This window comes from Streptomyces sp. S186 (genome assembly GCF_051603415.1).
GTDB lineage: Bacteria > Actinomycetota > Actinomycetes > Streptomycetales > Streptomycetaceae > Streptomyces.
In genome coordinates this window covers 1,592,870-1,606,068 of record NZ_CP193932.1, presented here as the reverse complement: position 1 = coordinate 1,606,068, position 13,199 = coordinate 1,592,870, and the positions used below count along the sequence as shown (strand labels likewise).

12 protein-coding genes and 1 pseudogene are annotated in these 13,199 nt (G+C 69.7%); 9 read left to right on the top strand and 4 right to left on the bottom strand.

Annotation, left to right across the window (positions count from 1 at the left end; genetic code table 11):
- The 5 genes from ACRAS8_RS07010 to kdpC all read left to right on the top strand — a co-directional run bounded on the left by ACRAS8_RS07010 (position 1) and on the right by kdpC (position 7,367).
- Entirely contained in the window at positions 1 to 2,520 is a 2,520-nt protein-coding gene (locus ACRAS8_RS07010) for a DUF4118 domain-containing protein (protein ID WP_438484902.1), read from the top strand.
- 253 nt (positions 2,521 to 2,773) lie between these two features.
- A complete protein-coding gene (gene kdpF / locus ACRAS8_RS07005; RefSeq protein ID WP_397803476.1) occupies positions 2,774 to 2,863 on the top strand; it encodes a K(+)-transporting ATPase subunit F in 90 nt (29 codons plus the stop codon).
- Between the two features lie 12 nt (positions 2,864 to 2,875).
- Complete coding sequence (gene kdpA, locus ACRAS8_RS07000) at positions 2,876 to 4,540, top strand: potassium-transporting ATPase subunit KdpA (RefSeq protein WP_438484901.1); 1,665 nt, start codon at positions 2,876 to 2,878, stop codon at positions 4,538 to 4,540.
- Positions 4,540 to 6,666 (top strand): potassium-transporting ATPase subunit KdpB, encoded by a 2,127-nt coding sequence (kdpB, locus tag ACRAS8_RS06995; protein WP_438484900.1) that lies wholly within the window; start codon positions 4,540 to 4,542, stop codon positions 6,664 to 6,666. The genes kdpA and kdpB overlap by 1 nt, the downstream gene beginning before the upstream one ends.
- Before the next feature lie 35 nt (positions 6,667 to 6,701).
- Positions 6,702 to 7,367 carry a potassium-transporting ATPase subunit KdpC gene (gene kdpC / locus ACRAS8_RS06990; RefSeq protein WP_438484899.1) on the top strand — a complete coding sequence of 222 codons (666 nt, stop codon included), beginning with the start codon at positions 6,702 to 6,704 and terminating at the stop codon, positions 7,365 to 7,367.
- Positions 7,368 to 7,369: 2 nt separating this feature from the next.
- Here the strand turns inward: kdpC and ACRAS8_RS06985 are convergent.
- Positions 7,370 to 7,664, bottom strand: a pseudogene (locus ACRAS8_RS06985) (transposase); the annotation flags it as partial.
- On the opposite strand from ACRAS8_RS06985, the gene ACRAS8_RS06980 reads away from it, so the two are divergent.
- Positions 7,663 to 7,857, top strand: coding sequence for a hypothetical protein (locus tag ACRAS8_RS06980; RefSeq protein WP_438490365.1), 195 nt, complete (start codon positions 7,663 to 7,665; stop codon positions 7,855 to 7,857). The pseudogene ACRAS8_RS06985 and the gene ACRAS8_RS06980 sit on opposite strands and share 2 nt — an antisense overlap.
- Positions 7,858 to 7,894: 37 nt before the next feature.
- Here ACRAS8_RS06980 and ACRAS8_RS06975 read toward each other — a convergent pair whose 3' ends face one another.
- Both ACRAS8_RS06975 and ACRAS8_RS06970 read right to left on the bottom strand, forming a co-directional pair.
- Positions 7,895 to 8,797, bottom strand: coding sequence for a serine hydrolase (locus tag ACRAS8_RS06975; RefSeq protein ID WP_438484898.1), 903 nt, complete (start codon positions 8,795 to 8,797; stop codon positions 7,895 to 7,897).
- Positions 8,794 to 9,705, bottom strand: coding sequence for a LysR family transcriptional regulator (locus tag ACRAS8_RS06970; protein ID WP_438484897.1), 912 nt, complete (start codon positions 9,703 to 9,705; stop codon positions 8,794 to 8,796). The genes ACRAS8_RS06975 and ACRAS8_RS06970 overlap by 4 nt, the downstream gene beginning before the upstream one ends.
- A 169-nt stretch (positions 9,706 to 9,874) precedes the next feature.
- Between ACRAS8_RS06970 and bla the strand changes: the two genes are divergently transcribed.
- The 3 genes from bla (at position 9,875) to ACRAS8_RS06955 (ending at position 12,839) form a co-directional block, all read left to right on the top strand.
- Positions 9,875 to 10,804, top strand: coding sequence for a class A beta-lactamase (bla, locus tag ACRAS8_RS06965; protein ID WP_438484896.1), 930 nt, complete (start codon positions 9,875 to 9,877; stop codon positions 10,802 to 10,804).
- 137 nt (positions 10,805 to 10,941) lie between these two features.
- Positions 10,942 to 12,186: a sensor histidine kinase gene (locus ACRAS8_RS06960; RefSeq protein ID WP_438484895.1), complete on the top strand. Its 1,245-nt coding sequence runs from the start codon at positions 10,942 to 10,944 to the stop codon at positions 12,184 to 12,186.
- Positions 12,183 to 12,839, top strand: a complete 657-nt coding sequence (locus tag ACRAS8_RS06955; protein ID WP_438484894.1) for a response regulator — start codon at positions 12,183 to 12,185, stop codon at positions 12,837 to 12,839. Before ACRAS8_RS06960 ends, ACRAS8_RS06955 begins: the two co-directional genes overlap by 4 nt.
- Positions 12,840 to 12,928: 89 nt before the next feature.
- On the opposite strand, the gene ACRAS8_RS06950 is transcribed toward ACRAS8_RS06955, so the two are convergent.
- The gene (locus ACRAS8_RS06950) at positions 12,929 to 13,189 is read right to left on the bottom strand and encodes a hypothetical protein (protein WP_438484893.1); all 261 of its coding nucleotides are present in this window, start codon (positions 13,187 to 13,189) and stop codon (positions 12,929 to 12,931) included.
- Positions 13,190 to 13,199 lie beyond the last annotated feature (10 nt).

Here is a 13,199-nt window from a genome sequence, read left to right as displayed (position 1 = left end):
GTGGCACGTGGACGGTTGCGGATCTACCTCGGGGCCGCCCCCGGGGTGGGGAAGACCTACGCCATGCTCGAAGAGGGGCAGCGTCTGCGTTCGCTCGGCACGGACGTGGTCGTGGGCTTCGTCGAGCCGCACGGGCGGCGGCCGACCGCCGTCATGGCCGAAGGCATGGAAACCCTTCCCCGTCGCACCCTGACCCATCGCGGTGCTGCCTTCACCGAGATGGATCTCGACGCGGTGCTGACCCGCCGTCCCCAGGTCGCGCTGGTCGACGAGCTGGCGCATTCCAACGTGCCGGGGACCCGCAACGCCAAGCGGTGGCAGGACGTCGAGGAGCTGCTGGCCGCCGGTATCGACGTCGTCACCACGCTCAACGTCCAGCACCTGGAATCCCTCAACGACGTGGTCCGGCAGATCACCGGGGTCGGGCAGCGCGAGACCCTGCCCGACGAGGTGGCCCGCCGCGCGGACCAGATCGAACTGGTCGACCTGCCCCCCGAGGTCCTGCGCCGCCGCATGGTGCACGGTGACATCTATCCGCCGGATCGCATCGAATCCGCTCTGACCCACTACTTCCGCGTCGGCAACCTCACCGCGCTGCGCGAACTGGCTCTGCTGTGGCTGGCCGACCGTGTGGAGGAGGGCCTTCAGCGCTACCGCGCCGAGCACGGCATCTCCGTTCCCTGGGAGACCCGGGAGCGCATCCTGGTGGCCCTCAGCGGCGGCCCGGAGGGCGAGACCCTCATCCGCCGCGCCGCACGGATCAGCGCCCGGACCCCGGGCACCGACCTGCTGGCCCTCCATGTGGTCCCGGAGGACGGGCTGACCCGCGTCGACCCGGCGGTGCTGGACACCCAGCGCACCCTCTTGGAGTCGCTCGGCGGCAGCTACCACCAGACCACCGGCGAGGACGTCGTCGATGCCCTGCTCCAGTTCGCCGAGGCGGAGAACGTCACCCAGATCGTGCTGGGGGCGAGCCGGCACGGCCGTCTCGCCTCGCTCCTGCGGGCAGGCACGGGAGAGCGGACGATCAAGGGCTCGGGCCCCATCGACGTGCACATCGTCACCCATAAGGAAGCCGCCGGGGCTGCTGCGCTGAGGCTTCCGCATCCGAGCCGCGGCATCGGCCCGAGGCGCTACTGGTCCGCCCTGGCCGGCACCGTGGTCCTGCTGCCGTTGCTGACGCTTCTGCTGGCCGCACTGCGTGGCCACCTCGGGCTCTCCAGCGATCTGGTCGTCTATCTGCTCGCCGTCGTCCTGGTCGCTCTCGTCGGCGGGATCTACCCCGCCCTGCTCGCTGCCGTCGCTGCGGCCCTGCTCGCCGACTACTACTTCACCGCGCCCGTGCACTCGTTCGGCGTCGCGCGCCCCGACGAGATCATCGCGCTCGTGGTCTTCATCGCCACGGCCGCGCTCGTCGGTACGGCTGCGGGATCGGCTGCGCAGCGTACGCACCAGGCCGTACGTGCCACGTCGGAAGCGCGGGCGCTGAGTCGCCTGGCGGTCGGCATGATGCACGGTCAGGACCTGCCGGCACTCATCGAGCAGATCCGCGAGAACTTCGGCCTGGCATCGGTCAGCCTGCTCGAACGGGACCCGGAAGCATCCCCGGAACCGCGTTGGTACGTGGTCGCCAGCGCCGGGGAGCAGCCACCGGAAAAGCCCTACGAGGCGGATGTGGAGAGCCCGGTCGACGACGATCTCACCCTGGCCGCCCGCGGCTCGGGGCTGAGCACGGAGGACCAACGCGTGCTGGCCGCATGTGCCGCCGAACTGGGCCTGGCCCACGCGCGGGGGCGGATCGCCGGGCGGCTCGGTCGCACGGACACCCTCGCCACCGCCGAACGCACCCGGGCATCTCTCCTCCTGGCGGCGGGCCGTGATCTGCGCGCTCCGCTGCACACTGCCGAAGAAGCGCTCGCGCACCTTCGGCGCCGACGCACCGGGGGTCTGGCCCCGGAAGAAGCGCGCCTCTTGGGCACTGCCCGCTCGGCGGTGCACCGCGCGGCGCAGCTCGTCACCGACCTCGACGATCTGGGCCGCCTGCACGCCGGGGCACTCGACCTCTACCTTCGCCCGGTCGACCTCAACGAGGTGCTGGGCGCCGCTCTGGACGACCTCGGGCCGGGCGGACACTCCATCGTGCTGCGCCTGCCGGAGCAGCTGCCCGACGTGATTGCCGACGCCGCCCTCCTCACCCGCGCCCTGACTGCCCTCGCAGCCGATGCGCTGCGCCATAGTCCGCAGGACCGTCCCCCCGTCGTCACCGCCGAGGCACGGGACGGCTGGCTGCGGATCCGGGTGCGGGACGGCGTGTCCGACCTGGGCCCCGAACCGAGCACGGGGCCCTCCCGGGCTTCGGGTGGCAGGGCCGGCAGCCTGGCCGTGCGGCTTGCACGTGACCTGGCTGAGGCAATGGACGGGACGCTGGAGACGACCACCAAGGGGGCCGCCTTCACGGTGACGCTCACTCTTGCCGGCTCCGCGCCAGGCGGCGGCCCGGCATCCAGCCGCGCCAAGTGAATCTCCGCACCTGCCATCTCCGCACCGCTCATCTCTGCACGTCGGCGTCACCCCAACAGCCAGCCGGGCTTCGCGTTGCCCACAACCAGAGCTGATATAGCGTCAGATTCTGACTCGGCACACGGGAGGGACGGACTGTCCCGCCCCTGATGACTCTGCGGGGTGCCTCGCCCATGTCGGACGTCGCCTACATCGGCCTCACGTTCGTCGTGTTCGTCCTCATCGGCTTGGTGGCCAAGGGGGTCGGGCGACTGTGAGCGTGGAAAACGTCGTCGGCCTGATCGTGGCGGCGTGCCTCGTGATCTATCTGGTCGTCTGCCTGATCTTCCCCGAGAAGTTCTAGGAGAGGGCCCGGGTGAACGACACGCTCGCGGGCTGGCTTCAGATCCTCACCCTCGTGGCCGCGCTGGTCCTCTCCTTCCGCCCGCTGGGCGACTACATGGCACACATCCTCACCACCGCTCGCCACCGGCGGTCGGAACGCCTGATCTACAAGGCGGGCGGGGTGAACGGCGACGCCGATCAGAAGTGGTCGGTGTATCTCCGCAGCGCCCTGGCGTTCTCGCTCGTCTCGGTGCTGTTCCTGTACGCGTTCCTGCGTCTGCAGAGTCATCTCCTGCTGTCCCTCGGCGTGAAGCCCATCACCCCGGACCAGTCGTTCAACACTGCCGCTTCGTTCGTCACCAACACCAACTGGCAGTGGTATGCGGGCGAGTCGACGATGGGCCACCTGGTGCAGATGGCCGGCCTCGCGGTGCAGAACTTCGTCTCCGCCGCCGTCGGCATCGCCGTCGTCGCCGCTCTCATCCGCGGCTTCACCCGGAACCAGACCGACCAGGTCGGGAACTTCTGGGTGGATCTGACCAGGATCGTGGTGCGTCTGCTGTTGCCCATCTCGTTGGTCTTCGCGATCCTCCTGGTCGCAGCCGGCGTCATCGAGAATTTCCACGGCTTCCACGACATCACCACGATCGCGGGCAACCATCAGCGCATTCCCGGCGGTCCCGTCGCCTCCCAAGAAGCGATCAAGGAACTGGGCACCAACGGCGGCGGCTTCTACAACGCGAACTCCGCCCATCCCTTCGAAAATCCCAACGCGCTCACCAACCTGATCGAGATCTACCTGATGCTGGTGATCTCGTTCTCCCTTCCCCGCGCCTTCGGGAAGATGGTCGGCGACAACCGCCAGGGCTACGCGATCGTCGCCGTCATGGCGCTGATCTGGGCGGCCTCGGTCGCCATCACCACCGCCAACGAGCTGCACAGCGTCAGCAGCGCGGCCGGCCACGCCGCCGGCGGAATGATGGAGGGCAAGGAGCAGCGGTTCGGCATCTGGGCCTCGGTGCTGTTCGCGGTCTCCACCACGTTGACGTCGTGCGGGGCGGTCGACTCGTTCCACGACTCATACACGCCGGGCGGCGGCGGGATGACGATCTTCAACATGATGCTGGGGGAGATCGCCCCCGGCGGCACCGGTTCCGGGCTCTACGGGATCCTGATCCTGGCGATCGTCGCGGTCTTCGTCGCCGGACTGATGGTCGGCCGCACGCCGGAGTACCTGGGGAAGAAGCTCCGCGGCCAGGAGATGAAGTACGCCTCCCTCTACATCCTGACCACGCCCGCGGTCGTGCTGGTCGGCGCGGGGCTGGCGATGGCCTTCCCGGGCGAGCGGGCGGCCATGCTCAACTCCGGGGCGCACGGCTTCTCCGAGGTGCTGTACGCCTTCGCATCCGCGGCGAACAACAACGGCTCGGCGTTCGCGGGACTGAGCGTGAACACCGTCTGGTACAACACCGCGCTCGGCGTCGCAATGATCATCGGCCGCTTCCTGCCAATGGTGTTCGTGCTGGCGCTCGCCGGATCGCTCGCCCGGCAACGGCCCGTTCCGGTCACCGCGGGCACGCTGCCCACCCACCGGCCGCAGTTCGTCGGACTGCTGACCGGCGTGATCCTCATCGTCGTCGGTCTGACGTACTTCCCCGCCCTTGCGCTGGGCCCGCTGGCGGAAGGTCTGCACTGATGCCCAAGACCGCCTTCCCCGCCCCCGCCCCGCCCTCCGCCGGCCCGCAGCACCGGGTCTCGGGCGGCCTGCTCGACCCCCACCAGCTGCTCACGTCGTTCCCCGACGCCCTGCACAAGCTCGATCCGCGCGCGATGGTCCGCAACCCGGTCATGTTCGTCGTCGAGGTCGGCGCCGTCCTGACCACGCTGTCGGCGATCAAGACCCCCAGTGTCTTCGCCTGGGTGATCACGGCATGGCTCTGGCTGACATCGGTCTTCGCCAACCTGGCCGAGGCGGTGGCCGAGGGCCGCGGCAAGGCACAGGCGGAGACCCTGCGACGGACCAAGACCACGACCCTGGCCAGGCGACTCACCGGCTGGCGGCCCGGCGCGACCGACGCCGTGGAGGAGGAAGTCCCCGGCATCGACCTCCGGCTGGGCGATCACGTGGTCGTCGAGGCCGGGCAGATCATCCCGGGTGACGGCGATGTGGTCGAGGGCGTCGCGAGCGTCGACGAATCGGCCATCACCGGCGAGTCGGCACCGGTGATCCGCGAGTCGGGCGGGGACCGGTCGGCGGTCACCGGTGGCACGAAGGTGCTCTCGGACCGCATCGTCGTCAAGATCACCTCCAGGCCGGGAGAGACCTTCATTGACCGGATGATCGCGCTGGTCGAAGGTGCCGCCCGGCAGAAGACGCCGAACGAGATCGCCCTCAACATCCTGCTCGCCTCCCTCACGATCGTCTTCCTGATCGCCGTGGTGACCCTGCAGCCCTTCGCCCTCTTCGCGGGCGCCGAGCAGACCATCGTCATCCTCGTCGCCCTCGTCGTCGCCCTGATCCCCACCACCATCGGCGCCCTGCTGTCGGCCATTGGCATCGCGGGCATGGACCGCCTCGTGCAACGCAACGTGCTGGCCATGTCAGGGCGAGCGGTGGAGGCCGCGGGCGACGTCAACACTCTCCTGCTCGACAAGACCGGCACCATCACCCTCGGCAACCGCCAGGCCGCCGAATTCCTGCCGGTCGACGGGGTGGGCGTCGAGGAACTCGCGGACGCCTCCCAGCTGTCCTCGATTGCCGACGAGACACCCGAGGGCCGCTCGATCGTCGTCCTCGCCAAACAGCGGTTCGCGCTGCGCGGACGCAGTGAAGGCGAGCTGGCTCAGGCGCAGTTCGTACCCTTCACCGCCCAGAGCCGGATGAGCGGCGTCGACCTCAACGCCCCCCAGGAACAGCGTTCACTGCGCAAGGGCGCCGCGACGGCGGTGATGCGCTGGGTCCGCGACAACGGCGGCCACCCCACGGCAGAGGTCGGCTCCATCGTCGACGGCATCTCCGCCAGCGGCGGCACCCCGCTGGTCGTCGGCGAGGTGACCCGGCACGACGGCGCACCCGCCGCCCGCGTCCTGGGCGTCATCCACCTCAAGGACGTCGTCAAGGAAGGCATGCGCGAACGCTTCGACGAACTGCGCCGCATGGGTATCAAGACCATCATGATCACCGGGGACAACCCACTGACGGCACGCGCCATCGCGCAGGAGGCGGGGGTGGACGACTTCCTCGCCGAGGCCACCCCCGAGGACAAGATGGCTCTCATCCGGCGCGAGCAGGAGGGCGGCAAGCTCGTCGCGATGACGGGGGACGGTACGAACGACGCGCCGGCCCTCGCCCAGGCGGACGTCGGCGTGGCGATGAACACCGGCACCTCGGCCGCCAAGGAAGCCGGGAACATGGTCGACCTCGACTCCAACCCGACCAAACTCATCGAGATCGTCGAGATCGGCAAGCAACTCCTCATCACCCGGGGCGCCTTGACGACCTTCTCGATCGCCAACGACGTCGCCAAATACTTCGCGATCATCCCTGCGATGTTCGCAAGCGTCTATCCGGGCCTGGACGAGCTCAACATCATGCGCCTGCACAGCCCGACCTCGGCGATCTCCTCCGCGATCGTCTTCAACGCGCTGATCATCGTCGCGCTGATCCCGCTGGCACTGCGCGGCGTGCGCTACCGGCCGTCCTCGGCCGCCGCACTGCTGAGCCGCAACATCTGGCTCTACGGCCTCGGCGGCCTGGTCCTGCCCTTCGCCGGCATCAAGGTGCTCGACCTGGTGATCCAGTTCATCCCCGGCCTGCGCTGACAGACAGCCGAACGAGAGAAGGAGGCGACCCCACCATGAGCACTCACCTCCCTCCCGTGCTCCGGCAACACGTGGCGGCCCTGCGGATGTTGCTCGTGTTCACCGTGATCACCGGCATCGCCTATCCGCTGGTCGTCACCGGCATCGCCCAAGCAGCCTTCCCCCACCAGGCCAACGGTTCCATGGTGACCACGAACGGCAAGCCCGTGGCCTCCAACCTGATCGGCCAGACCTTCGACCTGCCGAAGAAAAACCCCAACAACCCCAAAGAGGTAGCGCGGCCCGACCCCACATGGTTCCAGCCCCGCCCGTCCGCCGGTGGGTACGACCCCGCGAACTCCGGTGCCTCCAACCTCGGCCCGAACAACCCTGATCTGGTGAAGGCCATCACCGCACGCCGTGTTGCCGTGGCGGCGTTCGACGCGGTCCCGCCCGCCTCCGTCCCCACTGGCGCGGTGACCGCCAGCGGCTCCGGGCTCGACCCGGAGATCTCCCCGGCCTACGCGTACGAGCAGGTCAAGCGTGTGGCGAAGGCGCGCGGCCTCGCCCCCGCCACGGTCGGGAAGCTGGTCGCCGACCACGTCCACGGACGTGTCCTCGGCTTCCTGGGGCAAGAACGCGTCAACGTCATCGAGCTCAACCGTGCCCTCGCCGGGCTGGGCGGCTCCGCGAACCGCCGACTCAGGGCCGCGCGCGGCTGACGGTTCGTCCACCACCCACACCTCAGGCCGCACCACGGCAACCGCCCGCCGGGCCAGGTGGGCCCGTACCTGGTCGACCGGCCAGGTTGAGGACGTCATGAACTGCTGCAACTGCTGGTGGTCGACGCCCAGCCGCTGAGCCATCGGCTGCATCGGCTTCCGCCGCCCCTCCAGCAGCAATCCCCGCAGATACAGCCCGCCCTTGGCCCGCTGATCACGCCGCACCAACGGCGCGAACACATCGCTGGCGAACTCCTCCAACCGACCCCGACACGCAGCAATTTCCCCAGCCCTCATACAACCAGCGAACTACCGAACACCCACCACGACAAGACCACCTAACAAAGCACTACTAGGGGACCGGGTCTCACACGACCGGTACGGCCTGGGCAAGATCATCGGTGTCGAGTGCGAGACCGCGATGCTCGTCGACTTCGGCTCGCACGAAGTCCGAATCGTCAGCCCGTACACGGGACTTCACAAACCATGACCTCGTGAGCTGGCTTGTCTCCGGCTCGCGGCACTGGCTAGAGCTGCCGAAGGTGGTCCCGGAGTCTGCGGGCGGCGTGGGCCATGAGGGCTTCGGCGCCGGGCTGGGTGACTGCCGGGACGCGTGACTCGGTGAGGACGGCGATGGCGAAGGTCTGACCGTCGGCGTGCTCGACGACACCGATTTCGTGGCGGAGGTTGAGGAGCGTGCCGGTCTTGGAGGACCAGGTGGTGGCGTCGGAACTGAAGTCCGGGGCGAGTCGGTGCCGGAGCAGGTTGTGGGCCATGAGGCCGCGCACCCGCGCCGCCACGTCAGGGTGGATCGCCGCGGGTGTCCAGAGGGCTTGCAGCAGGTCGACCCAGGCACGTGCGCTGCCGGCGCTGGCCCGGGTGGCGTCGAGTTGTGGCACGCGGTGTCCGCGGCCGCTGGTGCCGGCGTCTATGGCCAGGGCATGGGCGAGATGTGCCTGGGCGGCGTCGAAGCGTTCCGCGGGGGTGTCGGACAGCTCGCGGATGGTGTGCCGCACGGTGATGCCGTGGAGGGCGAACTGGTGGAGGATTGCGGTGACTTGGGCGGGTGGGGTGAGGTCGAACAGTGCGTCGGCGGCCGTTCCGTCGCTTACACAGGTGCTGAGGTACAGCAGGTCGTCGATCGCGATCCGGGCGGGGTGGTGGAATCGGCTCAGGCCGGTGGGGCCGGGTGTGGTGATGCGCCCGGGTTGCACGTCGAGCATCGTGGCTCCGTCGAGCTCGCCCCGTCGGATGCGCTCCGCCGTTGCCAGCGCGAGCGGGATCTTGACCAGGGAAGCCGAAGGCAGCTGGGTGTCCGGGTCGATCCCCAGCTCGTCCCCGGTGTGGAGGTCCCGTACGAGCAGGCAGCCGTGCAGTCCGCCGTCGTGCAGCTGCCGGCGCAGGTCGCGAAGGACTGCCTCGGTGTTCACGCCGCCGTCCCTTCCGTGGTGCCTGCCTGGGTGCCCGCGTCGGGGCAGCCGAGGCAGCGGGCGAGGGCGTCGCCCAGGCGTGCTTCGATGCGCTGGGGATTACCGTCCGCGGCGGCGGCGAGGGCGAAGCCCCGGCTGAGCGTGGTCTCGCCGATGGGCCGCCAGTTCAGGGCGAGTTCCTCGGCCTGTGCGGGAGAGCACAGCAACAGGTCGCGGGTGCAGAGGACTTCTGCGGCGGCGGTTGTCAGGTCGGCCCCGGCGGCGACCTGCGCGGGCCGCAGGCCGACGGCGTCGCGCAGTCGCGTCAGTAGGTCGCGGATGTGCGGCACGTCGTCCTCCGGCTGGATCCAGACACGGCGGGCCGGGCCGGTGGCGGCGCGGCCCATCCGCAGCGTTTCGAGGTAGACGCGCTGCACGCCGGGATCCTGGGCACCGGCGAGCCCGAGCGGCACGGACCAGGTCGCCTGGTCCGGCGGTACCGCGAGCAGGGCGGCACGCACCTGCTGCGCGTGGAGGAGCTCCAGGCGCTGTGCCGGTGCCGCGACGCGGAGATCGAGGGTGACGCCGTGCCCTCGGGCATCGGCGACGAGGCGTGCGAGGCCGACGGTGGAGCAGATGCCTGGAACTGCGAGCCGCCACGGCTTGCGTTTGGCGGCTTCCGCCTCGTCCAGCAGCACATCGGCCGCCTGCACGAGTTGCCTGGCCGCCGGGAGCATGTCCCGGCCGAAGGGGGTGAGGACGGCTCGCCGCGACGTGCGCTCGAACAGCTGCTCACCGAAGTGTTCCTCCAGGGCGGCCACGCGACGGCTGGCCACCGGCTGGGACATCCGGGCAGCGGCCGCTCCGTCGGTGAAGCTGCCGTGCTTGCTGACATTGACGAACGCGCGACACGCTCCCACCAGATCCACAGTCCGAACCCTATGCCAGATCGGCATGGAACAGCGCACAGGCGTATTGGACTGTATGGCGATGGGCGATGAGGGTGGTCCCGGCACTCATGACCACACACCGGGATGGAGCCGTGTCGCTCCCTCCCTTGTCGCGCCCTGCGTGCGGGGCGCCCAGGAGGTTTGGACCATGCAGCACACCCGTGCCCGACGCGCCGTTCTCGGTGCCCTTGCCACGCTCGCCGTCGTCCCGCTCGTGGCCTGCGGACCGGGCACCTCCGCGGCCTCGGCGTCTCCGTCCGCCGCGGCGACGACGAGGCCGAGCACGGCCGCTCGGCCGTTCGCCGGTGAGTTCAAGAAGCTTGAGCGCAAGTTCGACGCGCGGCTGGGTGTCTACGCCATCGACACCGGCACCGGACGCGAGGTGGCCTACAACGACGGCGAGCGGTTCGCCCATGCCTCCACGTTCAAGGCGCTGGCCGCCGGCGCCGTGCTGCGCAAGTACGCGCCGAGCGGGATGGACAAGGTGATCAAGTACTCCAAGGACGACCTGGTCGACTACTCACCCGTGACCGAAAAGCACGTCGAGACCGGAATGACCCTGCGCGAACTGTGCGACGCCGCCGTCCGCTACAGCGACAACACCGCCGCCAACCTGCTGTTCGACGCGCTCGGCGGGCCCAAGGGCCTCAACGCCACACTCAAGGAGATCGGCGACGACGTGACCCGGATGGAGCGCCGCGAGCCCGAGCTGAACCGCTGGGCCCCGGGCGAGCAGCGGGACACCAGCACGCCGCGGGCGCTGGCCAAGGACCTGCGCGCGTTCGTCCTCGGAAACGTTCTCGGCAAGGGCGAACGCGCCCAGCTCGCCAAGTGGCTGCAGACCAACACCACCGGAGCCGAGCTCATCAGGGCCGGGATGCCCAAGGACTGGAAGGTCGGCGACAAGACCGGCGCGGGCAGCACCTACGGCACCCGCAACGACATCGCCGTGGTGTGGCGCCCCGATGCCGCCCCCATCGTCGTGGCGATCATGTCGAACCGCAGCACCGAAGACGCGCACTACGACAACAAACTGATCGCGGAGGCGGCATCCGTGGTCGCCCACACGCTGTCGTAGCGGCCCATACCCGAGCGAGTTCCCGGGGAGGTCCGCTCATCGATCGCCGTCTGCGCCGATCATGAGACGTGCTGCACACTGGGTGATTCGGTCGCCAGTCGACCAGATCCCGTCGGACGAGCACGAGGAACGACCAGGTGCAGACAGGCAGGGCCACCGCGGCCGACCAGGGCCGGAGAAGCGGGCGGTGGAATTCCGACCACCCTCTGTGGTGGGACAGTCGCGCCAGCATGCTCTTCGACGTCCTGGTCGCGCTCGGCTGCCTGCTGGCTCTGGCGATGTTCACGGGGTCTCCGAATGGGAACCCTCCGGGGCTGTCGGCGCTGGCCGGGCTCGCCGGCTGCGTCCTCCTGTCGCTGGCGACGGTGGTGCGCCGCCGCTGGCCAACCGCGCTGGGACTGGCCGCCGCCGTGGGGGTCCCCTCGCTCGGCTTCCAGCCCCTGCTCGTCGTGTGTCTGTACTCCTGGGCCCGGTACTCCCGGAGTCGTCGCGGCCTGGTCGTGCTGTGCGCCGCGGCGGTGGCCCTCCGTACGGCGGCCTACGCGGCCCTGTACGAGCCCGGCCTCACCGTTGACACGGTCGTCGGCCACCTGCTCTACGAGGGGGTCTCCGTCGTCGGGCCGGTCCTTCTGGGCGTGTACATGCGGTCGCGCCGGCTGGTGTTGGAGAACCTCCGGGACGAGGCCGAGCGTCTGGAGCGCGAGCAACGCCTGCTGGCCTGGCGAACCCGCATGGAAGAGCGGACGCGGATCGCCCGGGAGATGCACGATGTGGTTGCCCACCGGGTGAGCCTGATGTCGATCCACGCCGGCGCTGTGGAGGTCACCGACGGGGTTCCCGCGCAGGCCGCCGAGAGCGCGCGACTGGTGGGCGAGATCGGCCGGCAGGCCCTGGACGAGTTGCGCCAGATCCTCGCCGTGCTGCGGACCGAGGAGGAAGCGGAAGCCGCGCCGCGCACCCCCCAGCCCAGCCTGGAAGACCTGCCGACGCTGGTCGAGCAGTCGCGTACGGCGGGCGTGCCGGTGGATCTGGCGGTGTCCGGCTCCCGCCGGCCGCTGGACCCTGGCTGTGAGCGCACCGCCTACCGCCTGGTCCAGGAGGCGCTGACCAATGTGCTCAAACACGCGGGGAGCGCAGCCACCCGCGTCCACCTGCGGTACCAGCCGGATGCGCTGTGCCTCGTGGTGGACAACGAGAGCCCCGTCACGCCGGCCTCCACGCGTCTGCCCAGCGGCGGCCACGGCCTGGCGGGACTGCGGGAACGGGTCACCGTCCTGGGCGGCACCTTCGAGGCCGGACCACGGGCGGACGGCGGATTCCGGGTGTCCGCCGTTCTCCCCACGAGATCCGCCGCCCTCCCCACGAAAGAGGCTGCATCATGACCGTGCGCGTTCTGCTGGCCGATGACGAAGACCTGGTCAGGTCCGGGATGAGCATGATCCTTGAGGCCGATCCGGAGATCTGTGTGATCGCCGAGGCTGCCGACGGCGCGGAGGCGGTCAGGCTGGCCCGGACCCATCGCCCCGACGTGGTGCTGATGGACATCCGGATGCCGGTCAAGGACGGGCTCGCCGCGACCGCCGAGATCACCCAGCTGCCCGACGCGCCCAAAGTCGTCGTGCTCACCACCTTCGACCTGGACGAATACGTGCACGCGGCGCTTCAGGCCGGGGCGATGGGCTTCCTGCTGAAGAACACCCCGCCCCGCGAGCTCCCGCGCGCGGTCAAGACCGTCCACGCCGGTGATGCGATGCTCGCCCCCTCGGTGACCCGCCGCCTGATCGCCGACTTCGCCCTCCGTGACACCTCACGGACGGCGAACGCCCGCAGCCGGCTGGCGGCTCTGACCGAACGCGAGCGCCAGGTGCTGCGACTGGTCGCGGAGGGCAAGTCCAATGCCGACATCGGCACGTGCCTGTACATGGGCGAGACCACCGTGAAGACCCACGTCAGCAGGCTGCTGGCGAAGCTGGAGTGCGCCAACCGCGTCCAGGCGGCGATCATCGCCCACGACGCGGGCCTGCTTGAGGTCTAGCACCAGACCGCGAAGCGGCGAAGTGACGAATCGGCGAAGCGATGTGCGGCATCGCCCTGCCGCAGCTGCCCTTCGGCGTTCCGGACGGATCAGCCGCGGGCCCGGGGCTTGATGACGGAGAAGGACTGCGTCGTTCCGTCGTGTTGGACGATGACTGTGACCGTAGATATGGCCTGGTCCATCGTGTAAGTCCAGGTGTGGCCCTCGCCTGCGGAGTCGCTCGTGACCGGTCCGGGCCTGTCGGCGGTGAGCACGCCGATCACGCCGCCGTACGGATCCGTGAGCGTGGCCGTCGCGGCGCTCCGGACCATCCTGAGCGTGTCGCCGTTGGCCAGCCTCACGGTACGCACGTCGGGTGGG